Origin of the sequence: Catellatospora bangladeshensis (assembly GCF_016862575.1) — a bacterium.
Classification (GTDB): Bacteria; Actinomycetota; Actinomycetes; order Mycobacteriales; family Micromonosporaceae; genus Catellatospora; species Catellatospora bangladeshensis.
The window spans coordinates 1-22,570 of the sequence record NZ_BONF01000021.1 but is presented as its reverse complement, the minus strand read 5'-3'; the positions used below and the strand labels follow the sequence as shown (position 1 = coordinate 22,570).

Below are 22,570 nucleotides of genomic sequence, written 5' to 3'. Positions count from 1 at the left end.
CTGAAACCGTCCGCGGTGCCCCATCCGGACCGGGCGGGGCACCGCGGACCGTTACCGCGCGTATCGGTAGACGCCGATGCCGTCCTGGGTCGGGCAGGTCAGCATGGTCGTGTTCCAGGAGCAGTAACCGGTCACGCCCGGTTGCCCGAGAGGAACCTCCACGCCGGTGGCGAGCTGGCGACCGGACACGCCCGCCGCGCCGATGACCAGCAGGTTCCCGGACTCCAGCCACATGGCCTGACCGTCCAGGCTCGCCAACGGAGTGCCGTCCACGGCGAAGACCAGGGACTGCTCGCCCACCGCCAGCAGCCCCGCCGCCGACGGCAGCACGTTACGCACCCCGGCCTTCAGCTCGCGCTGCCAGACCACCGCCCCGGAACGCGGGTCAAGGACCGTCAGCCTGGCACTGTCGCCGGTCTCGTCGGTGACAGCGCAGTGCAGGCCTCCGGCCACACACGGCGTCGGCCGGGCCCCGTCCAGGTTCGCCGCCAGCGTGACCTCGGTCGCGCCGACCGACCCGTCGAGCGGCAGCACGCCGGCCTTGCCCGCGGCGAACTGGTACAGCGTCCCGTCGACCACCGTCTCGTGGCGCAGCAGGTCCCCGCTCGGCGACAGCACCGGCGCGGTGAGCTCGCGCTCCACCCGGCCGCTGGTCACGTCGCGCACCTGGACCCGACCGTCGGCCAGGTGCAGCACGACGCGCCGGTCCGCGGGCGCCCGTTCGGTATAGCCGCCGACGGCGTAGAACTCGGACATGCTGCGCATCGCATTCGTGCCGGACTGGGCTACCCGCTCGCTGACGGTCCACCGCGCCCGGCCGGTGCGCAGGTCGAGGGCCTCGGTCACGCCCCGCTGGGTCCAGGTGATCACGAGCGTGTCGTCGTAGAGGACCCGGTCGGTGTTGTTGAAGGAGTACGGCAGCGTCCACATGATCCTGCCGGTGGCGGGGTCGACGGCGATGATCGTGTCGCTGCCGTCCTTGATCAGCGGATTGTCGAAGCCCTGCTCGGTGAGCAGCAGGATCGCCTCCTTGGCCACCTCCATGCCGTTGGTGTCGCCGAACTTGCCCAGCGACAGCGCCGGCCACAGCGCCTTGCCCGCCGCCACGTCGATTCCACCGACCCACTCGACGCCGTCCTCGGCCATCCACATGGCGTACGCCCGGTCACCGAGGGTGACGGTCATGCCGAAGCCGGCCGGGGACGGGTAGCGGAGGACGGGCGCGACGGAGCCGTCGAACGGGGCGAACTCCGTCGTCGCCGGCAGCACGGGCAGCACCGGCCGCACCGGTGTGGCAGCGGGGGCGAGCACCGCCTGCGCACCCAACAGCGCGGCGACGACGGCCGCTCCGGCGGCGAGCAGACCGCCGAACGAGCGGCGGCGGCGCTGCGCGGCGCGGGCTCGCACCGCCGACAGCTCAGGGGGCGGCACCGCGTCCACCAGGTCGGCCAGCCTTGCGTAGACGCGCTCCGGTTCAGTTGACATGGCTGCGCTCCCCCAGGGCGGCGGCGAGCCCGGCCCGCCCGCGGGCGAGCCAGGACTTGACGGTGTTGACCGGCACCGACAGCTCCACGGCGATCTCCGCCACGGACTGGTCGAGCAGGTAGTGCATCGCCAGCGCCCGGCGCTGGTCGATGGGCAGCTTCTTCAGCGCCGCGACGACGGTCATCAGCTCCTCATCGGGAGGCGGCACGTGCGGGGGCTCGGGCAGGGCGGCGGACCTGCGCACGGTCAGGCGCCGCCACCAGTCGGTGGCCAGCCGGGTCACCACCAGCCGCAGCCACGCCTCGGGGTTGTCGTAGCGCTGCAGGGACGGCCAGCGCTGCCAGGCACGGGCGTACGCCTCCTGGGTGAAGTCCTGCGCCTCGGCCAGGCCACCCGTGAGGCCGTACGCGAAGCGCATCAGCCGCGGCGCGGTGCCGCGGTAGAACGCCTCGAAATCTGACACTGTCACCCCTGGTACACGGGCCGGGCCGACGTGAGGTTGCAGCGGCGCCATATGGCCCTCGCCCAGTCATCTATCTGATCGACACCGACACGTCGACTGCCGAAGCCACGGTCATCACGCTGCCCGTTCACCGTTGAATGCGGGTTCATGCAAGAACGTGCCGACGCCGCTCGACCGGGCAGCTTGTCGCCCCAGCGGTCGTGGGCCTCAGTGACCGGGCATTCCTTCACGCCATGAATCAATCGATCAGCATGTATATTTTGGGGTATCCCGAAGTCTTCCGAGGAGGCACGGTGCAAGGGTTTCGATCGCGCGGCCGAACCGCATACCGTGCTGCCGCTGTCGCGTTGGCCGTATGCCTTGGCCTGGTGGGCGCCGCCGTCCCCGCCCAGGCGAAAGGCACCATAACCTTCGTCGCGTACTTCAGCGACGCGACGCACAGCAATCTGGTCGGCGCCTCGACGTTCAGTGAGTGTCCCGGCGATCCCAGCTACCACTGGGGCGCCTACACCGCGTACTACACGATCGAGTCGGAGCCCTGCCCCTGATCACGGATTGCCTTCAGGCGTTCGCTGTTCGACCTGCCTGTCCCCGATCACCACCGCGGTCTGAGATCGCGACGGTGATCGGGGACAGGCGATCGCGCCACACGATGTCGAGCGCCTGTTGCGTGCCACGGCTGTCGGCATGCTGTCCGGCGAGCTTCTCACGGGCGGCGGCCCGCCCCAGCCGGTTGCCCGACCGAGATCGCGGGCGGCCCGGCCGGTCTGCAGACCTCACTGCGGTGACTACGGCAGCGTGAAGTGCGCTATCGCCGTTGAGTGCAGGCTGCCCAGCCACACCGTGCCGGAACTCTCACGTACTCCGGTGACCATCGAGAACCCCGGGGTGGACGTCTGCAGGTCGTGAACCGTGCGACCGGAGGCGTCGACGGCCTGGACCCATACCGTGTCGGCGGGTTGGGGCAGCAGCCGGTCGGGCAGTGCCCACAGCAGCTGCCGCAGGATCGGAGGCCGCGCCGCGAGCAGGTCGAGCGCGCGGTTACGTGGTGAGCCCATCGCGATCCAGATCAGGCCGTCCGTGCCGCGCGCGATGTTGTCGGGGAAGCCGGGCAGGTTGTCGACGAGGACGTCGCTCTGACCGGTCTGCGGGCCGGTCAGCCACAGGCGGGTCAGCCGGTATGCGCCGGACTCCGCGACGGCGACGAACGACTCGTCGGCCGCCAGGGCGACTCCGTTGGCGAAGTGCAGCCCGGTGAGGACGGTGGTGAGCGTGCCGTCGGGGTCACGCCGCAGCAGGCGTCCGGTGCCGGAGTGCTCGATGAGGTCGGCTTTCCAGTGCGCGAGGTCGAACCGGGCCGACGAGTCGCTGAACCAGATGGTGCCGTCGGCGGCGATCGCCGCGTTGTTGCAGAGCCGCAGCGCCACGCCGCCGATCGGCGTGCCGGCCGGGACGAGGTCCTCGATCGCCCCGCTGTCGGGGTGCACGCGGAGCAGTCCGCGGGTGGAGTCGCAGACCACGAGGGTGCCGTCGGCGTCGACCTCGATGCCGAGCGGGCGCCCGCCGGTGTCGGCGACGACCTGGACGTCCTCGTCGCGTACCCGCAGGATCCGGCCGTCGGCGAGGCCGGTGTAGACCGCGCCGTCGGGGGCAAGCGCGACATCCTCGGGCCCGACGCCGGGCGTCGGGTGCAGGACGGGCCGGGGCATCGGGACTGCGCTGCGCGGCAGCCGCGCTCTGGCGGGAGTGGCCGGTGGCTGCCATACGATCGGCCTGATGCGGGGCTTCATGGAACGCTCACCTTAGTCCCGGCCGGGGCGGGATTCAACGGTGCTCGATCGCGTTGATCGGAGGACTCGACGCCGCCAGGCAGCGGCCGTCCTGCCTGAAGTGGCCGGCGGGCGCCCTTGAGGCTCGGGCGGACCTCGGCGAGCGCGTCCACGAGTATGCGATCGCGCGTGGGCGGCGCGAGCTGTAGCGTTCCGGCGTTCGGACCGGGGTGGAGGAGATCGACGGCGTGAGAGTTCGCACGCGGATCAGCATGGTGAGGCTCGGCTCGCGCGAGTACCGCGTCATCCGGCCGGCCCGTCCGCTGGTGCGAGCGGCGCTGTACGCCGAGCCGCACGGCGTGGCGACCGAGCCCGACAGCCTCGCCATGTTCGTCGGCCGGGTCGAGGCGGTCCTGCTGACCGCGCTGTGGGGCCTGGCGACGTGCTCGCCGCGTACGCTCGTCCACCTGCCGATGCGGCACGCGGCTCCGCCGACGGACCTGCCGCAGGCGGCGTCCGGCCAGTCGTCGCTGGACCTCGTCCTGCTGCACCACCGGATGCAGTTCCCGCTCTCACGCTGGAAGCAGGTCCGCGCCCACCTCGGCGCCGGGCGGCCGCACACCGCCTCGGTGCCACCGAGCGCCTTCACGATGGCGGACCGCGGCCGGGCCCGGCGCTGGGCCGAAGACCGTGACCACCTGCGGATCGGATTCGCGGCCGAGACGGTCTTCGTCACGGGCAGCGTCCCGGCGTTCGGGCAGGAGGGCGGGTCTCTGCGCTCGATGCTCGACGAGGCCGGGCCGTATCTGAAGCGGATCGACGGCCGCCACCACTACTGTGTCGAACTGGGCGGCCATGACGCCTACCCGTGGTTCCGCCGCAGGCGGCGGCACTCCACGCTGGTGCACATCCAGTACAGCCCACGCTGGCAGGCCGGCTGATGGCCACGATCGTCATCTACCCGCAAGCCGACCTCGCCGCGGTCGAGGCGGTGCTGGACGGGCTGGCCCGGCGGGTCGACGGGCAGTGGCTGGTCGAGGCTGGACCGCTGTTCGTCATGGTGTTCGCGGGCAGCAGGCTGACGCCCGGCGATGGCTTCGACCCGGCCGAACTCACCCGGCTCGCCACCGGCCTCGGCAGACCGGTGACCTGCGCGGTGTGCGTCGAGATCCCGGCGGGCGCCGGTGACGCCGCACGCGAGTTCACCGTCGGTGTGCTGTCGGCGTGCGGCGGCCGAGCCGAGGACGAGGCGTCCGGGCACCTCTGGAGCCTGTCCGAGATCACCGAACGCTTGCAGGTGGGCCACCTGCGGTTCTACGACCGCGGTCGCTACGGCGAGTATCGGGTGCCTTTCGCCGTCCCCGCCGAGCACGTCCGGTACGCCGCCGTCGCCGATGCCGACGACATCGTGCGCGGTCACCGTGACGGCTGGCTGTCGGCCGCCGACGCGACCAGGCTGGCGTTCCTGCGCCGCTGCGACATGACCGACCGCAGACCCGAGTTCGGCCTGCTGGAGCGCGTTACCCCGGGAACCGGGGAGTACGAGCAGGTCGCCGCCACGATCGTGGACCGCTGGGGGAGCAGCTCCCCGTTCTGGGAGTACGCCGCCGCCAGCTGGTGCTACACCCTCCCTGCCGGCGAGCGAGACCGTAAGCTGCGCGAGCTCGCCGACGCGACCGGCAGCCCCGATCTGGTCGACGTCGCAGCCGACCCGGACGGGTACGGCCCGGCCTGGCTTGCCTGCTGGCGCGAGCAGTTCCTGCTCGGCCCCGTCGCCGACGGCGACGGCATGAACTGGGCCGACCTGTCGGCGCTGATGGGCACCGACCGCCCGGAAGAGGTCGATGCGGCGTTCGAGCGTGCGGAGCCGAACGTCGGCGTCGCGGTCATCGGCCTCGCGCTGACCCACCCCGACCCGCAGCCGATCCTCGCCCGGACCGCACGTGCGCTCGCCTCCGACAACCCCGCGCTGCGCGCCCAGGCGATCGTCGCGCTCGCGCACGCCGCCAGGCTCCATGGCGTCGTCGACCGGGCCAACCTCCGCCTGCTGCGGCGGTCGCCACGCGGCAACGCCGCCGACGACGATCTGTGGACGTTCGTGCCGCATCGCCGCCTGCCGTGGTGGCTGTGGCGGCACCAGCTGGTCCGGCGGTGCCGCTGGCACCTGTGGGAACGCTGGCTGCCGTGATATCGACCTGCTCGGCCGGTCTTCATGCGTCGCCGGCAACATGGTCGGTGCGAAGTCGGGCTGGGACGGTTCATCGGGCCCGGATACCATCGCGCCGATGATCGCAGACGGCGACGGTTGCAACTTCCGCGTGCTCGGCCCGGTGGAGGTCGTCGCAGCGGGTGGTCCGGTGCGGTTCGCCCGCCGGCAGCAGCTCGACCTGGTCGCCTTCCTCATGCTGCGGGCCGACCGGGTCGTGGCCACGGGCGAGATCGTCGAGGCGATGTGGGGCGGGGCCGCCCCGCGCACCGCCGGTGTGCAGGTGCAGAACATGGTGTCGGCGCTGCGCGCGGCCCTGCACGACGCGGACGGGCCGCTGGCCACAGTGGACCGCCAGGCAGCCGGCTACGCCCTGCGCATCACCGCCGGGCGGCTCGATCTGGCGGTCTTCGAGCAGCTCGTCGGCCGGGCCCGCGCGGCGGCGGCACCGGCTGACGCGGCGGTTCTGCTGCGTGAGGCGCTCGGGCTGTGGCGCGGCACGGTGCCGCTGGCCGGGGTACGGGCCGCGTTCGCCACCGCCGCGCGGGCCTACCTGGGCGAGCAGCGGGACACGGTGCTGGAGCAGCTGTTCGACGCGGAGCTCGGCTGCGGCAACCATGCGGGGATCGTGCCTGCGCTCACCGACGCGGTCGCCGCGAACCCGGTGCGGCAGCGTTTCGTCGCGCAGCTGATGATCGCCCTGCACCGCTGCGGGCGGGTCACCGACGCGCTGGGCGCGTTCCGCAACGCCCGCCGGGTCCTGTCCGGCGAGTACGGCCTGGACGTCGGCCGCGAGCTGCGCGACCTGGAGCGGCGCATCCTGCTGGGCGACAACACGCTCGACGCGCCGGCCGAGCGGCAGCGGGTGGTGGTGCCGACGCCGTCCGATCAGGATGCACGCCGCGCCGCCGTGCTGGTGCCTGCGCAGCTGCCGCTCGACGTACGCGGATTCGCCGGCCGTGCCGCCGAGCTGGCGCGCCTCGACGAACTCGCGGCGGGCGCCGGGTCGGCCGCCACGGCGGTGGCCGTCGTGGTCGGCACGGCCGGGGTGGGCAAGACCGCCCTGGCGGTGCACTGGGCGCAGCGGGCGGCGGCGGCGTTCCCCGACGGGCAGCTGTACGTCAACCTGCGTGGGTTCCATCCGGGAGCCAGGCCGATGGAGCCCGGCGAGGCGCTGCGCGGCTTCCTCGACGCGCTCGGCGCCGCCCCGGAACGGGTGCCCGCGGGCCTGGACGCGCAGGCGGCGCTCTACCGCAGCATGGTAGCCGGCCGCCGGATGCTGGTGCTGCTCGACAACGCCGCCGACGCGGAGCAGGTCCGGCCGCTGCTGCCGGGCGGCCGCGGCGGAATGGTCCTGGTCACCAGCCGCGACCAGCTGATCGGCCTGGTCGCGCGGGAGGGAGCGGTCCCGGTGACGCTCGGCGTGCTGCCCGCCGCCGAAGCCCGGGAGCTGCTCAGCGCCCGGCTGGGGGCGCAGAGGGTGGACGCCGACCCGCGGGCCGCCGACGAGATCGCGGCCCACTGTGCGCGCCTGCCGCTCGCGCTGGCCATGGTCGCCGCGCGCGCGGCGGTCCACCCGGGCTTCCCGCTCGGCTCGCTGTCGGCGGAGCTGTCCGCCGTACGCGGGCGCCTGCCGGGCCTGGACGCCGACTACTTCACCAGCGACGTGCAGGCCGCGTTCTCCTGGTCGTACCGGCGGCTGAGTTCCCCGGCGGCGCGGTTGTTCCGGCTGCTGGGCCTGCATCCGGGCCAGGACGTGGGTATGGACGCCGCGGCGAGCCTGGCGGGGGAGCCGCCGGTGGAGGTCCGGCCGCTGCTGGCCGAGCTGGTCCGTGCTCATCTGGTCACCGAGCACCTGCCGGGACGGTTCGCCATGCACGACCTGCTGCGGGCGTACGCCGCGGAACTGGCCCGCGACACCGAGTGTGGACCGGACCTGCACGCGGCGCGGGGGCGGCTGCTCGCCCACTACCTGCACAGCGCCTACGCCGCGGCGCTGCTGATCTATCCGCATCGGATCCGGCTGGAGCTGGTGCCTGCCGAGCCCGGCACGGCGGTGACGGCGTTCGCCGACGCCGAGCAGGCGTCGGCCTGGTTCGCCGTGGAGCGCCCGGTGCTGGTGGCGGCGCTGAACACGGCCGCCGACGAGAGCCTCGGCGCCCGCGCGTGGCAGCTCGCCTCGGCGTTGTCGACGTTCCTCGACCGGTCGGGGCACTGGCACGACTGGGTGGCGACGCAGCGTATGGCGCTTGCCGTCGCCGAGCGCTGCGCCGACCGGGTCGGGCGGGCGCACGCGCACGGCAGCCTGGGGCTGGCCTACAACAGGCTGAAGCGCTACGACGAGGCGCACGCGCACCTGCGCCGCGCCGACGGGCTGTTCGGCGAGCTGGACGACCTGGTCGGCCAGGCGTACACGCACCTGCGGATGAGCCTGGTCCACGAGGGACAGGGCGACCGGCTCGCCGCGCTGGCCGACGCCCAGCAGGCCCTGGACCGGTTCAAGCGCGCCGAGCACCGTATCGGGCAGGGCCAGGCGCTCAACAGCATCGGCTGGCTGCACGCGCAGCTCGGCCAGTACGCCGAGGCCGTCGAACACTGCGAGCAGGCGGTCGCCGTGCACCGGGCGCTGGCCGACCGGGAGGGTCTGGCCAACGCGCTGGACAGTCTCGGGTTCGCGCACCACCGCCGGGGTGATCACCGGCGTGCGGTCGTGCACTACCGGCAGGCGCTGGTGGTGCTGCGGCGGCTGGCCGACCCGTACTACGAGACGATCACGCTGACGCACCTGGGCGACACGCACCATGCGGCGGGTGACCTGCGCGCCGCCGCCGAGGCGTGGCGGCTGTCGCTGTCCAAGCTCGACGAACTGGGCCATCCCGACGCCCGCGAGGTCCGCGAACGGCTCGCCCGGCTCGACGGCGCCTGAGGTGTATGACGATCGGATGTGCTGCCGTGTGGCCGGATGGCCCACGATGAGGACACATTCATCCATCCGGATGTGAGCGACCGCGCGGGACGCCGGTCCTTCGCACCTTCCCTGCGCATACCCACCGTGCCGGGGCGCCCGTCGCCCGCGGCGGCTGCCGTTGCCGTCAGGCGGCCGCGGCGGCGGACGCGACCACCGAACAAGGAGCGAGCATGAGACAGAAACCCCCGATCGACAGCTGCGGCGGCGAGCCGGTGGACACCCTGAGCCGGCGCGCGCTGCTGCGGGCCGGGGTGCTGGGCGCGGGCGCGATGTCGGTGGGCGGCGTGCTGACGCTGCCCGGCACCGCCCACGCCGCGCCGGCGATCTACCACCCGTTCGGCGGCTATTCGATCACCTGTTCCTGGGAGTGCCACCTGGCCCGGGGCTCGGCCGGTGGTGTCGACTTCGGCATGGGTGTGGGCACGGCCCTGCCCGCCTGCGGCGCGGGCACCGTGCAGAACATCGCCTACAACGGCAATGCCGGGCACACCGTCACCATCCACCACGGTGAGGGCTGGCGCAGCCAGTACCTGCACCTGTCGCAGTTCTCGCTGGCCAACAACACCTACGTCGGCGCGGGCACGATCGTGGGGCTCTCCGGCGGCGCGGCCGGAGCACCGGGTTCGGGCAGCTCGACCGGCCCGCACCTGCACTGGCACATGCTCGACCCCAACGGCAATTACGTGAACCCGCTGGTCTACATCGGATCCAATCCGGGTGGGCGGCAGGTGTACGAGGCGGCCAGCAACGCCGGGTGGCGGGCGCTGCCGGTCTCGGGCAGCGGCGGCGCGGTCATGGCCAGCGGGCTCGCCGTGATCAACGTGAGCGGCACGAAGATCATCTACTCGTCGAACGGCGGCCAGATCTTCGAGGCGGCCAGCAGCACGGGCTGGCGCAACATGTCCACGGGGATCCAGGGCGCGCAGGGCACGGCGCTGGCCGCGCTCAACCTCAACGGCGAGAAGCTGATCTACAGCGTCGTCGGCGGCTACGTGCACGAGGCGAGCAGCAACAACGGCTGGCGCAACCTCAACAGCGGGATCGGCGGCGTGGGCACCTCCTCGATCGCGGCGATCGCGCTCGGCGGGGTCAAATACGTCTACAGCATCGTCGGCGGATACGTGCACGAGGCGCACAGCGCCAACGGCTGGCGCAACCTGAACACCGGCGTGCCCGGCCAGGCCGTGGCCGCGATCACGCTGGGCACCACGAAGATCCTCTACGTGCTCAACGGCGGCTCGGTGTACGAGGCGGCCAGCAACGCGGGCTGGGCGAACGTGTGGACCGGCATCTCCGGGGTGGGCGGCGGCTCGATCGCCGCGCTGAACCTGGCCGGCGAGAAGCTGATCTACACCACGAGCGGCAACTACGTGTTCGAGGCGAGCAGCTACAACGGTTGGCGCAACCTCAACTCCGGCGTCCGCGGCTCCACGGCGGCGGTGCTGAGCAACGGCGGCGTCAAGCTCATCTACGCCGCGTGATGTCGGTGGCGGGGAGCCTCCCGGAGAAGCTCCCCGCCACGGGCCGCGCTATGAGCAGGGGCGCGAGCGTCCTCGATCCGCCGGCGTCACGCGGGCGGCGTGCCGCCGGTGGCCGGTGCGGACGCGGCCAGCCGGGCGAGCCGTTCCGGGGTGGGCCAGCGGACGCTGTGCACCCAGCCCAGCTTCTCGAACACCCAGATGAGGCGCGCGGAGACGTCGATCTCGCCGCGGCGGACACCGTGCCGGGCGCTGGTCGGGTCGGCGTGGTGCAGGTTGTGCCAGGACTCGCCCATACTCAGGATGGCCAGCGGCCAGAAGTTGGCCGACCGGTCCCGGGACGCGAACGGCCGGTCCCCCCAGATGTGGCAGACCGAGTTCACCGACCAGGTCACGTGATGCAGCAGCGCGACCCGGACCAGACCCGCCCAGAAGAACGCGGTGACCGCACCCCACCACGACCAGGTCACCAGACCGCCGACCAGCGCCGGGACGGCCAGCGTCACCATCGTCAGCGGCCCGAACAGGCGGTGCACGAGCCGCATGTCCCGGTCGGCGAGCAGGTCGGGTGCGAACCGCTCCTGGTTGGTCAGCTTCGGGTCCAGCACCCAGCCGAGGTGGGCGTGCCAGAAGCCGCGGGCCAGCGCGGCCGGTGACGTGCCGTACGCCCACGGCGAGTGCGGGTCTCCCTCGCGGTCGCTGAACGCGTGGTGACGCCGGTGGTCGGCGACCCAGTGCAGGATCGGCCCCTGTACCGCCAGCGTGCCCGCCACGGCGAGCGTGATCCGCATGATCCGGCCGGCCTTGAACGCGCCGTGGGTGAAGTAGCGGTGGAACCCGACGGTGACGCCCAGGCACGTCATCGTGTACATCGCGGCGGTCAGGGCGACGTCGGTCCAGGTCAGCCCCCAGCCCCAGGCGAGCGGCACGGCCGCGGCCAGGGCCAGCAGCGGCACGAGCACGAACGCGTAGACGGCGGCGTGAGCGGCGGGCCGGCGGGCACCGGCCATGATCGGTTTGGGTGCTCGGTCGCCGGTCCCGGTCTGCGGGTCTGCCAGGGTCATGTCCACGGGCGGTCACTCGTTTCTGCGCGGTCGTCGCGGCTGAGCCGCCGGGCCTGGTCAACATAGCGGCTGGAGACGGGACACGGTACGTGTAACGCGCGAAGCGCAGGACACCGGCGGGTGACAGGGCGGCGCTCGCCCGGTGCCCGCCGCCGAGCGGGCGGCTTTCGGCTACCGTGTGCCGGCGAGTGGAGGCATCCCGAGTTACGGACATCGAGCGCGACCTGGATGCATTGACGCACTGCGACGGGTGGCGCACGCTATGGTGCGATGTGGAGGGTCCCGATACTGTGCAGTGACGCTGTCGGGGAGGTCGGTGCGGTCACATGTTCCTGGGACGGATCGGCCGCGCCGTGCGGGTCTTCCTTGCGCAGACGCTGCGGCCCAAGACGCTGGCCGTGCTGGCCGGGCTCTCCCTGCTATCCCTGGCGCTGCTGCACGCGGCACGCGGGATACCGCAGTACGCCGAGAACCTCGCGCTGAACATGGGCGCCGAGCTCGTCGGCGCGATCGTGATCTTCTTCGCGGTCACGCCGATCGTGCGCCGGGCGCAGCAGGGACGGGTGCACGAGCACCGGCGCCTGGACTACGACTGGTACACCGACCGGGTCACCGGCGCGCGGACGCTGGTCCGTGTGCTCGACACCTTCTCCGGCCTGTTCTCCCGCCCCGTGGACCAGCGCTTCTTCCGCGCCGCCACGGCGCTGCTGCGCCGCCGCGTGCCCATCCAGGTGCTGCTCATGGACCCCGACTCCCTCGCCGCCGAGCAGCGCACGGAGGAACTGCAGGGGCACAGCGACGTGCGCCTGGAGATCCTGCGCAACATCCGCCGGCTCGAGGCGTACCGCCAGGGTCTGGACCCGGAGCTGCGCCAGCACTTCGAGGTCCGGCTCTACGCCGCGTCGGCGTCGGTGACGATCTACCGGTGGGACAGCCGCATGCTGGTCTCGTTCCTGCCGCTGGGCCGCCTTTCGGGTGACACCGCGCAGCTCGAGGTGTCGAGCGAGTCGCCGCTGGGCACCTTCGTGGGGGAGCGCTTCGACGACCTGTGGCGCCACGGCACGCCCATCGAGGACCACGTCGCGCTGCACATCACCCTGATGGACGGGACCGGATCACGGGACTACGTCGCCAGGTTCGTCGTGCTCGATGACGAGCATTACATCGCCGACCCGCGCATCATCGCGCACCTGGCCCGGCACCGAGACGGCACGATCACGGCTCGCCTGGGGAAAGTACCGTCTCAGGTGTACGCATTGCATATCGTGGCGGAGGAGTCCGATGTGATGTCGGACCTCAACGCGAACTTCCTTGCGAAATATGAACGACCAGGTGCGGCGTTCATCCGGCTCGTGCCGGATCACCCGCCTACGAGGAGTGACCCGACATAACCGGCATGTTCCGTGCGCTCACGAGCAGGCAGCTGGACCCGCTGCTGAAGGAGCGCACCGGCCTCGACGAGGAGGACCGACGGCAGCGCCTCGGCGTCGCCGCCGTGCTGCCGTTCCGGGTCAACGATCACGTGATCAACGAGCTGATCGACTGGGATCGCGTGCCCGAGGACCCGATCTTCCAGCTGACCTTCCCGCAACCCGGCATGCTGGCCGCCCCCGACCTCGCCCGGATGACCGGCCTGCTGCGCGACGGAGCGCCCGAGCAGCACCTGCGCGCCGCCGCCAACGAGATCCGCTCGCGTCTCAACCCGCACCCGGCCAACCAGACCGACCTCAACGAGCCCGTCTTCCAGGGCCGCCGCCTGCGCGGGCTGCAGCACAAGTACCGCGAGACGGTGCTGCTGTTCCCGCGCCAGGGACAGACCTGCCACGCCTACTGCACCTACTGCTTCCGCTGGCCGCAGTTCGTCGGCGAGCCGGACCTGCGCATCGCCACCGACGACATGGACTCGGTCGTCGCCTACCTGCGCGCCCACCCGGAGGTCACCAACGTGCTCATCACCGGCGGTGATCCGCTCGTGATGAGCGCCGAGGTGCTGCGGCGCCATCTGGAGCCGCTGCTGCGCATCCCCTCGATCGAGGCGATCCGCATCGGCACCAAGGCACTGGCCTACTGGCCGCAGCGCTTCAGCGGCGACCCGGACGCCGACGACCTGCTGCGGCTGTTCGAGCAGGTGACGGCAGCCGGCCGCCACCTGGCGGTCATGGCGCACTTCTCGCATCCGCGTGAACTCGCTCCCCGGGTCACCCGCCAGGCGATCAGCCGGATCCTCGCCACGGGCGCGGTCATCCGCTGCCAGGCGCCGGTCATCCGCGGCGTCAACGACGACGCCGCCGTATGGGCGCAGCTGTGGCGGGAGACGACCCGGCTGGGCATGATCCCGTACTACCTGTTCATCGAACGTGACACCGGGCCGCAGCACTACTTCGGGGTGCCGCTGGCGCGCGCGTACGAGATCTACCGGGACGCGTTCGCGCAGGTCCCCGGACTGGCCCGGACCGCGCGGGGGCCGGTCGCCTCGGCGTCGCCCGGCAAGATCTGCATCGACGGCATCGTGGAGCTCGCGGGGGAGCGGGTCTTCGCGCTGCGTTACCTGCAGGCCCGCGACCCGGCGCTGGTCGGGCGGCCGTTCTTCGCGCAGTTCGACGCGGACGCGCTCTGGGTCGCCGACCTCAAACCGGCGTTCGGCGCGGTCGAGCTGGCCCCGGCCTGACGCTGAGCACACCGGACCCGCACCCTGGGCAGCCGTCCGTCAGTAACCGGGTGACCGTCGCCGGCACCAGTGCGGAGGCCCCTTCCATGCAGCATGGCGCAGACTTCGACTTCTCCGTCTTCCTCGGTGACGTGAACCTGCACGTCCCGTACGCGTACTCGCACCGCGAGGACCTGCGCGCACGGGTGCTGCACCATGCGGTGCTCGCCGAGCCGCTGATCGTGGCCGACTCGCACTCGCTCAACAGCCCGATGCTGCGGTCGCTGTTCGCGCGCGAGGACGGCGCCCGCTTCGCCGGTCACGACCTGGGGGAGCTGCTGCGGCGTGGTGACCTGCGGGTGTCCCGCCGCGACGCGCTGGGCGCCGAGAAGGTCCCCGTCACCTCGTTCCGGCAGATCCAGGACGATCACCTGGCCCGTGGCGTCACGGACGTCCCGCCGCCGGCCTACGGAGACTGGCTGGACGAGGTCACCGAGGGGCGGGTCATCGAGTTCGTGGCCGAGGTCGTGGCCGGCAACTTCAAACGGGGCTTCCTCGCCCGGCTCGACCGGCGCCTGGCCGATGCCACGTCCAGCACGCCCCGCGACTACCTCCACGTCCTGCACGAGTTCCGCGGCTGGGCCGACGACCAGCAGCTGCTGCTGTACCGGGCGATCCGTGACAAGAAGGAGGCGCTGGAGAAGACGGCCGGCCGCGAGAGCATGGAGGCGCTCGAGTTCGTGGAGCGCTCGGCCAGCGGTTCGTACCACCTGGCGGTGCCCACCTCGATCGCCACGGCGGTCAGCGGGCCGCGCAGCGACGAGCTCGTCGAGCTGCCGCCGTCGATCAGGCCGACCGGCAGCACGACTCTGCCGACCAGCATCATCAACCCGACCGTATGGCAGCACGTCCCCGTCGACGCGGTCATCGAGATCCTCGAACTGCCCTCACGGCAGAAGATGCTCCTCGACCTGGCCCGGGTCCGCCACGCCGGTGACGCCAAGGTCGACCCGCTGATGGGCAGCATGGGCCTGTTCGCCGACGAGGTCGAGCAGATCCTGGACCGGGCCTTCTCGACCGGTGACCCGGCACACGAGATGGTCCTGGCCTCGATGCGCCGGGCCAGGCGCAAAGCCCGGGTGACGGCGATCTGCGACGACAGCAACGGCACCACCGGCGTACGGATGCACGTTCCGGGTGAGGCCGCCGCCGCCCCGCAGGGCTTCTTCGACGTCCTGCACATCCCGGTCCTGGTGACCGACTCGCAGCCGTGGGTCGAGCAGGACGACCGGACCGACACGCCCAACAACCGGGTCGTCGCCGGGACCGACGTCAGCCCTGGTCCGTCGTCGCCCACCACAGCGTGAGGGCCGCGAGGGTCACCCCGCAGCGGATCTCACCCGAGGCGATAGCGGCCCGCGCCGCGGCCCGGTCCAGCCATCGCGGCTGCCCGATCGACTCCATCGTCTCGGGTGAGGCGGGCCGCCCGGCGGACGCCGGATCGACGTCCACCAGCACGACCGCGCACCCGGACTCGATCAGCCCGGCATCGGGGTAGATCGTCCCGAGCAGGCGGCCGGTCACGCCGATCACGCCGACCTCCTCGACCACCTCGCGGATCGCCGCCGTCTCCGGCGGCTCGTCCCCGCTGGAACCGCCGCGCGGCAGTTCGAGCAGGACCTCGCCGACCGGATACCGGTACGCCGGGACCAGCGCGGCCGCCCCATCCAGCACCGGTATGGCCACGACGCCGCGGCTCGCCCAACGCCACCGCAGGTAGCGCCCAGGATGGCCGGCCGGTGACAGGACATCGTCGTCGAACAGCTGGCCGTACTCGTTGCTGAACACGACGTTCTCCTGCTGCCGGCTGATCACCGGCGGCGCCGCCGCCTCCGGCCCCTGCCCGCCGACCCGCTCGATGTCCTCGTCCAGCACGACCGCCACCGCCCTCATCCGCTCGACCAGCTCCGGCTCCGCGGCCGGCAGGCTGCGGCTCACCTGGCGCGCCTGCTCCAGGTCCGTCTCGGCCCGCAGCAGCCAGCCCCGCACCGCCGGCGACCGCTTGACCCGAGCATTCTCTCCCACATCCTGCATGATCATCGCCCGTTGCAGCAGCGCCCGCATCAGGTCCGCGGCGTGCGCCGACGGCGCCTGCTCGAACAGCTCACCGAACATGGCCACACTCGTGGTCGCCTGCGCCAGCGCCTCAGGTAGCCGGCCCAGATCGGCGAGGTCCTCGGCGACGTGCAGGTGCGCCGCCGCCCGCGGCCTGCGGGGCCCGGTCGTGCCGTAGACGGCGAGCGCTTCCCTGCCCGCGGCGAGGGCCTGGTGCAGCCGGCCCGCTCTGGCGTACAGGACGTTCTGGTTGTGCAGCACCCCGGCCAGGGCCAGCTCGTAGTCCGCGCCCAGGTCTCGGTAGGCGCGGACGGCCTCCTCGCCGTAGGTGAGCGCCTCGCCGATCTCGCCGTCGGGCTGCCGCCCGCTCAGCATCCTCTCCAGCAGGAACAGCGCCCGGTCGCCGTGCAGCCGGGCGAACAGCTCCGCCGACGCCCGCGCGTAGCCGCCGCCGCGATGGCGCAGGACCCGGCATTCGTTGATCGCGTCCAGGTTGGTGCGCAGCGCGCCGTCGTGCCGGTCGAGGTGGTAAAGGTGCAGGCTCATCCGCCGCCACAGGCTCACCCGGTCGGCGACTGCCTGGTCGTCGCTGCCCTGCGCGGCGTCGACCCGCCGCTGCAGCACGGTCAGCGCCACCGGCGACAGCCCGCGCCCGTCGTCAGGCAGGCACGGCTCGACCAGGGGCAGCACCGCCTGGTCGCAGTTCTGCGCCGCCACGCCGAGCAACCGCACCAGCGGCTCCGCGCGCGGGATCTCACCGGCGACCTTGACCAGGGCAGGCAACAGCTCACGCGGATGCGCTGCCAGCAGCGCCGACAGTGCCTGGTCGATCTTCGCGTACACCGGGTCGTCGCGCTCGGCGGCACCGCCTGTGCGGGCCCGGCCGATCAGGCGCAGCGCCGGGTGGGCGTAGCGGCCGTCGTCGGGCAGCCCGGCCGGGCGGGTCCCCGCGGCCAGCCACAGCACGGCGGCGAGGAAGTCGCGCAGCCGCACCTCGCCCAGCGAGCGGCACACCTCGCGGAACATCAGCTCGGCCAGACGGTCCGGCGTCAGCACCGCCGGCAGCGGCTTCGGCCGCCGCCCGTCCGGCGACGGCGGGCCGGCATCCTGCTTCGGATACAGCCGGTAGAGGGTCTTGAGCTCGTCCCGGCCCGGATGGCCGAGGATCTTCGCGACCGTGCGCATCACCTGTCGCAGGTGGCTGCGGTCAGCAGCGGCGGCCAGGGTCGGCACGAGCAGCCATGCCTCGGCCACGTCGAGCGGGATCTCGACCGACTTCGACCCCGCTTCCGGCCGGGCCCGCGCGGCCGCCTGGGTCCGGCGCCGCAGCCTGTAGTCGGCCCGTTTCAGTTTCTGTGCCCAGTACCGCAGGTGGTGGCGGCGAATCGCGCCCAGCGGGTCGTCGGACAGGCGCCCGTCCCGCGCGTCGTCGAAGTACACGTTGAGCACCGCGTCAGCCGCAAGCGCGTACACCTCGAGGGTGGTGATGCCCGGCAGGTCGTGCCGCCACCGCGGCTGCGCCCGGGCCGGGACACCGAGCCTGCTCGCGTACGCGTGCCAGGCCCGGCGGAACACCGCTTCCTGATCGGGCAGCACCGGCGGCAGCCGCACCGGCGTGCCGAGCACCGACTGGATCCAGCGGCCGAACCCGTCGCCGATGACGTCGATGGCCAGGAGATCGGTCTCGAACCGGCTCGGGTCGTTGCGGGACAGCAGGACGACCCGGACCGTGGGACGGAGGCCGTGCTCGCGCATCACCGCGATCACGGCGCGCGCCTCGTGCAGGATCGCGGCGATCTCCTCGCCGCGGTGCTCGGCGTCGTCGACGACGACGCAGACCTGAAGCTCATGCCGTACGGCGCGCGCGAACGTCTCCCGCCACCTGTCGTCCAGGCGCGGGCCGAGGAAACCGGCCACCCAGCCCTCGTCCCTCAGGCGCCGGCACAGCTCGACGGCGATACGGCTCTTCCCGGCACCTGACGCGCCGGACACCAGCCTGACCAGCGGGTTTTCCGCCGACCGGCACCAGCGCAGCAGCTCCTCGAACTCGGCGACCGGCTCGAAGGGCGCGAACCCGCACTCCGGGTCGAGCAGGTTCGCGGGGGTGATCTCGCCGGGTGCGTCGTCGGGTTCGAACAGGGCCCGCTGTATGTCGTCGGCGCCCGCGGCGATCCGGCGCCACCGGTTGCCGACGGGATTCGCGGCGGCGTTCCGCTCGAACCAGGACGCGGGAACGTGGACCGGGCTGAACGGGATCAGCCAGCCGCCGGCGGGCACGGGATAGCCGCCGTCCACCGCTGCCCACGCATGCGCTTTGATCATCCCGCAGACGCGGCCCGTCTCCGGGTCCAGCGCAGGGCTTCCGCTCATGCCCCGCACGACGCCGCCGTCCACGCCCCAGCGTCCGCCGGTGGTATGCACGCTGAGCCGTTTGTGCAGCACAGCAGGCTCGTCAGGGGAGTCTTGAACAGACGGGATGTGGAACGTCGGCACCAGGACCTCGTCCGGCGGGTGCGTCTGCTCGGTGAGTGCCCCCAGCAGCACGGGCGGCGCCTGCAGCCCGGGAACGACCAGCTCGGCCAGATCGGGAAACGGCCACTCAGGGTGCTGCGCGCCCTGGTCCGGGTAGCGCCGCACCGACGAGCACGCATACTGGCGGCCGCCCGCCCACACCTGGATGTCGTCGGTGGCGACGTGGGCGTTGGTGACCACCAGTTCGGGCGCGATGACGAAGCCGACGCCCGCGAACTCGGCACGGCTCCTGCGGAGCTGGACGAGAGAATCCTGGGCCAGGTGCCCGAGCCGCGATGACATCCGGCCGGTCAGTTCCCGGAATCCGGCGTGCCCGCCTCGTTGGGCAGGTCGTCTTCCTCCCCCTGCGGGGACCGGCGCTGCAGGGCGCCACCCTCCCACTCCAAGCGCACCAGCAGCGTGGCCTCCGCACCGACCTGGCCCAGCACCGGAACGATCAGGTCGGGCGTCCGGGCCACGAACTTGACCCCCAGCTCGACGCCGACGCGGTCCGGCGCCAGCGAGCCGAGCTGCGTGATCTCGTCGTGTACCCACTGCGCTGCGGCCTCGACCGCCGGCGCCGTGCGGTCGAGCGCGGCCTGGCGGGTGCCCTTCCACCAGTCCCGCAGGCCGGCGTCGCCGCTTCCTTCGCCGGCCCGGCTCGGCGAGGGTTCGACGAACACCTCCGCCCGCAGCACCCTGCCGTTGCCCAGGTCGAGGTCGACGATGTCACGTTTCTGCTGCGTCGCGGGGCGCATGCCGTCCACGATGTCCTCCTTGCAGACGCTCGGGGGCCGTCAGAAGCCCACCGGCTTCTGACGGACAGCGTTGCTCGCCCCGCCCGGTACCGCCGCCTGCCTCACCGCGACCGCATGGCTTGCTGGTCGGTGCGCCATCCGCAGGGCGGGAGTCTCAGCATCAAAGCTACGGCTCGTTCGCCACCTTCACCGACCCCGACGGTAACGGCTGGGTGCTGCAGGAGGTCCGCAAACGCCTGCCCGGCCGCTGAGCCGGGCCGGTCGAGCGCCCCACCCTCGCCCGCAGTTTCGGGGAAACTGCAGGCTCGGGCGTCGGCGTGGCTGCACTTCCCCCGAAACTGCGAATCCGGAGCGCTCCGAAGTATCCCTCGCTGACCTCGATGCCGCGCTCCACCAGCTCGGCGCGGGCACCCTCGATGTCCGGCACGCCAGCAGCCCGCTGTGGCATCCCCTGCCGGTGGACGCGACCGCCTGCCACGGCGGCTTTCCTTTCCCCAGGGAATGCCGCCGGGCCGGTGTGGGCGCGCCGGCCCGGCGGCAATCGATTCAGCTGCGAGTGGTCCACTGCTGGTTGGCGCCAGCGTGGCAGGTCCAGAGCTGGATCTTGGTGCCGTTGGCGGTGGCGTTGCCTGCCGCGTCGACGCAGAGCCCCGACTGGACGCCGCTGATGGTGCCGTTGGTGTTGAGGTTCCACTGCTGGTTGGTCTGGCCGTTGCAGTCCCAGACGATGACGGCGGTGCCGTTGGCCGTGCCGTGGCCGGAGGCGTCCAGGCACTTGCCCGCGATGGTCCACTGCTTTCCGGAGGTGTACGTCCAGCGCTGCGGGCTGCCTCCCCAGCAGTCCCACAGCTGCATCTGGGTGCCGTTGGCGGTGCCGCCGTTGGGGGCGTCGACGCAGCGGCCGGAGCCGGTCCCGACGATCATCACATTGGAGCGGCTCGGCGGCGGGCTGCTGGGCGAAGGGCTGCTCGGCGGCGGGCTGCTGGGCGGTGCACTGCCGTCCAGGCCGAGGAAGGAGATGGAGTAGGCGAGCATCCCGGCTTGCGGAAGGGTGTGCCCGGTGCCGGAGATGCTCACCGTCTCGACAGTGGCCTGGGTGCCGGCGCTGCCGTAGCGGGACCGGGTCCAGCTCGGCTGGGGACTGTCGGTGTACGTGGGCGTCTGGCTCAGTCCGTTCAGGGCGGTCCACTGTTCGGTCGCCTCGTTGAAGTTGGGATAGGCCAGCGTGGTGTCCGTGGTGCCGTGCCACAGCTGCATGCGCGGGTAACGGCCGGTGTAGCCCGGGTACATCGCGCGGGCGGTGTCTGCCCACTGCTGCGGCGTCTTGTTCACGTTGCCGCTGGAACACTGGCTGTTCCACAGTGATCCGTCGGTGGTGGCGAAGCACCCGGCGGGTACTCCGGAGTACGCCGAGCCGGCCGCGAACACGTCCGGGTACTGCGCGGCCAGGACGTTGGTCATCATCGCCCCGGAGGAGAATCCGCTGACCACGATCCGGGCCGGATCGACGTTGTATCGCGTGCGGGCCCAGCCGACCATCGACATGATGCCGGTGGAGTCGCTGCCACCGTCACGGCGCAGCGCCTGCGGCGTGGAGACGTCGAAGCAGCGTCCGGAGCGGGTGGCCTCCGGCAGGACGATGACGTAGCCGTACCGGTCGGCCGCGGTCGCGTAGTCGCGGCCGTTGCCGCCGAAGACCGCCGATGCCGATCCGCCGCAGTAGTGGACCAGGACCAGCAGCGCCGGGCGCGATGCCGTCGTGTCCGGTGCGTACACGTACATGTTGAGGTTGGTGGGATTGTTGCCGAAGTTCGTCACCTGCGTCAGCGTCGCGGCCGATGCGGGCTGGGCCGCCACGGCGACGACGCCCAGCGTGGCCAGCACGCCGGCCAGCGCCGCGGCGAGTATGCGGTTCATGGGCAGCTCCTTGCGGGGCGCGGGTCGACGACGGCCCGTGGGTTGTCAGCGCGGTCAGAAAGGTGGCGGCGGCATGGGCCGTCCGCCGCCACCGGTCAGGCGATCAGTCGAGCAGGTCCACTGCGGCTGGTCTGCCGAAGCCGAGCGGAGCGGCCGGTCGATGTGCTGGCACGGTTCGTCTCGGCGTTGGTGATGAGGCCGGTAGCACGACCGCAGGTGGCCCGGTGTTTCTTCACCACGCGGCTACGTAGACGGCGTTCGGCCCGCTGCCCCGGGGCCGTATGTCCCATGGGGACAGCGCCACGGTAGCGACATAAGACATCACATGTCAACGACCGTTGTCGATTGCCTGGCACCGGAACCTCTCGGGCCGGCACACGTCATATGACTGCCGGGATGCTGGCGGCCAGGACCCTGCGATGCCCTGAGCTGGGGCGGAGTCCTATGACTCCTCGGGCCAATGCCAAGAGCGGGCACGGCCCCACTTGAATGTTCCGAAGCGGTCTGGCAACCTCTCGGCCTAGACGGGAGCGCTCCCGGGCGGGCGCTCACCGATCAATCGGCCTGCTCGGTGGACATGCAGCTGTAGTCGGCCCGAGGATGTGACCGCTAACACGGTTGGCTTGGCGCAAGAGAACGCTGCCGCTCGTCCCGGAAATTCCGGGAGCGGGACGGGCTGGAACAACCGAAGAAGCGCTACCGGTTGGTCAGGATCGAATCATCCTGATCCTAATTGACGTGCTCTTTTGCAAAGCCGCCACACAAGATCATGTTTCCGGAAGTTTTCCGAAAGTTGTTGCCCAAGGCGAGCATCGAGTGGCAGCATCGGCGCGGATGAATCTCAACGAGACGTCCGATGTCGTCGCAACGATGGCTCGGGCGTCGGCAGCAAAGGAGGCCAAAGTGGCTACTAGCCCGTCCGCCCAACGTGGCGTGATCCGGCGGGAGAGATCGCTCCTGGTCAGAACGCTCGTCGCTGGCGTGGTCGGTGTCGTGGCGGTGAGCGCGGCCGCAGTGATGATGCCGTCGGCCAACGCGGCGGAGAGCACGCTGGGTGCCGCAGCCGCTCAGTCCGGCCGGTACTTCGGCACGGCGATCGCGGCCGGCCGGCTGAGCAACTCGACGTACAGCACGATCGCCGCCCGTGAGTTCAACATGATCACGGCTGAGAACGAGATGAAGCCCGACG

16 protein-coding genes are annotated in these 22,570 nt (G+C 71.8%); 9 read left to right on the top strand and 7 right to left on the bottom strand.

Annotation, left to right across the window (positions count from 1 at the left end):
* Positions 1-51 precede the first annotated feature (51 nt).
* Entirely contained in the window at positions 52-1,485 is a 1,434-nt protein-coding gene (locus Cba03nite_RS19685; protein ID WP_203748118.1) for an outer membrane protein assembly factor BamB family protein, read from the bottom strand.
* Entirely contained in the window at positions 1,475-1,948 is a 474-nt protein-coding gene (locus Cba03nite_RS19680) for a sigma-70 family RNA polymerase sigma factor (RefSeq protein ID WP_346113519.1), read from the bottom strand. Before Cba03nite_RS19680 ends, Cba03nite_RS19685 begins: the two co-directional genes overlap by 11 nt.
* A gap of 233 nt (positions 1,949-2,181) precedes the next feature.
* On the opposite strand from Cba03nite_RS19680, the gene Cba03nite_RS19675 reads away from it, so the two are divergent.
* Entirely contained in the window at positions 2,182-2,496 is a 315-nt protein-coding gene (locus Cba03nite_RS19675) for a DUF6289 family protein (RefSeq protein WP_203748112.1), read from the top strand.
* Between the two features lie 240 nt (positions 2,497-2,736).
* Here Cba03nite_RS19675 and Cba03nite_RS19670 read toward each other — a convergent pair whose 3' ends face one another.
* Positions 2,737-3,657, bottom strand: coding sequence for an SMP-30/gluconolactonase/LRE family protein (locus Cba03nite_RS19670; protein ID WP_203748109.1), 921 nt, complete (start codon positions 3,655-3,657; stop codon positions 2,737-2,739).
* A gap of 308 nt (positions 3,658-3,965) precedes the next feature.
* Here Cba03nite_RS19670 and Cba03nite_RS19665 point away from each other — a divergent pair, with 308 nt between their 5' ends.
* The 4 genes from Cba03nite_RS19665 to Cba03nite_RS19650 all read left to right on the top strand — a co-directional run bounded on the left by Cba03nite_RS19665 (position 3,966) and on the right by Cba03nite_RS19650 (position 10,372).
* On the top strand, positions 3,966-4,658 hold the full coding sequence (locus Cba03nite_RS19665; protein ID WP_203748106.1) for a hypothetical protein: 693 nt from the start codon (positions 3,966-3,968) through the stop codon (positions 4,656-4,658).
* Complete coding sequence (locus tag Cba03nite_RS19660; protein ID WP_203748103.1) at positions 4,658-5,905, top strand: hypothetical protein; 1,248 nt, start codon at positions 4,658-4,660, stop codon at positions 5,903-5,905. The genes Cba03nite_RS19665 and Cba03nite_RS19660 overlap by 1 nt, the downstream gene beginning before the upstream one ends.
* Positions 5,906-6,002: 97 nt before the next feature.
* Entirely contained in the window at positions 6,003-8,849 is a 2,847-nt protein-coding gene (locus tag Cba03nite_RS19655; protein ID WP_203748100.1) for an AfsR/SARP family transcriptional regulator, read from the top strand.
* Positions 8,850-9,061: 212 nt separating this feature from the next.
* The gene (locus Cba03nite_RS19650) at positions 9,062-10,372 is read left to right on the top strand and encodes a M23 family metallopeptidase (RefSeq protein ID WP_203748097.1); all 1,311 of its coding nucleotides are present in this window, start codon (positions 9,062-9,064) and stop codon (positions 10,370-10,372) included.
* Between the two features lie 86 nt (positions 10,373-10,458).
* Here the strand turns inward: Cba03nite_RS19650 and Cba03nite_RS19645 are convergent, their stop codons facing one another.
* Complete coding sequence (locus Cba03nite_RS19645; RefSeq protein ID WP_203748172.1) at positions 10,459-11,433, bottom strand: fatty acid desaturase; 975 nt, start codon at positions 11,431-11,433, stop codon at positions 10,459-10,461.
* Positions 11,434-11,759: 326 nt separating this feature from the next.
* Here Cba03nite_RS19645 and Cba03nite_RS19640 point away from each other — a divergent pair, with 326 nt between their 5' ends.
* The 3 genes from Cba03nite_RS19640 (at position 11,760) to Cba03nite_RS19630 (ending at position 15,447) form a co-directional block, all read left to right on the top strand.
* Entirely contained in the window at positions 11,760-12,824 is a 1,065-nt protein-coding gene (locus tag Cba03nite_RS19640) for a hypothetical protein (protein ID WP_203748094.1), read from the top strand.
* Positions 12,825-12,829: 5 nt separating this feature from the next.
* Positions 12,830-14,101, top strand: a complete 1,272-nt coding sequence (locus Cba03nite_RS19635; protein ID WP_239125883.1) for a KamA family radical SAM protein — start codon at positions 12,830-12,832, stop codon at positions 14,099-14,101.
* Positions 14,102-14,187: 86 nt separating this feature from the next.
* The gene (locus tag Cba03nite_RS19630) at positions 14,188-15,447 is read left to right on the top strand and encodes a hypothetical protein (RefSeq protein ID WP_203748092.1); all 1,260 of its coding nucleotides are present in this window, start codon (positions 14,188-14,190) and stop codon (positions 15,445-15,447) included.
* Here Cba03nite_RS19630 and Cba03nite_RS19625 read toward each other — a convergent pair.
* From Cba03nite_RS19625 to Cba03nite_RS19615, 3 genes are all read right to left on the bottom strand, one after another.
* Positions 15,413-19,009, bottom strand: a complete 3,597-nt coding sequence (locus tag Cba03nite_RS19625) for a trypsin-like peptidase domain-containing protein (RefSeq protein WP_203748089.1) — start codon at positions 19,007-19,009, stop codon at positions 15,413-15,415. The genes Cba03nite_RS19630 and Cba03nite_RS19625 overlap by 35 nt on opposite strands.
* 8 nt (positions 19,010-19,017) lie before the next feature.
* On the bottom strand, positions 19,018-19,464 hold the full coding sequence (locus Cba03nite_RS19620) for a CU044_2847 family protein (protein ID WP_239125885.1): 447 nt from the start codon (positions 19,462-19,464) through the stop codon (positions 19,018-19,020).
* 546 nt (positions 19,465-20,010) lie between these two features.
* Positions 20,011-21,381 carry an extracellular catalytic domain type 1 short-chain-length polyhydroxyalkanoate depolymerase gene (locus Cba03nite_RS19615; RefSeq protein ID WP_203748084.1) on the bottom strand — a complete coding sequence of 457 codons (1,371 nt, stop codon included), beginning with the start codon at positions 21,379-21,381 and terminating at the stop codon, positions 20,011-20,013.
* A gap of 834 nt (positions 21,382-22,215) precedes the next feature.
* Between Cba03nite_RS19615 and Cba03nite_RS19610 the strand changes: the two genes are divergently transcribed.
* On the top strand, positions 22,216-22,570 hold a 355-nt coding region (locus Cba03nite_RS19610; RefSeq protein WP_239125882.1), incomplete at its 3' end, for an endo-1,4-beta-xylanase.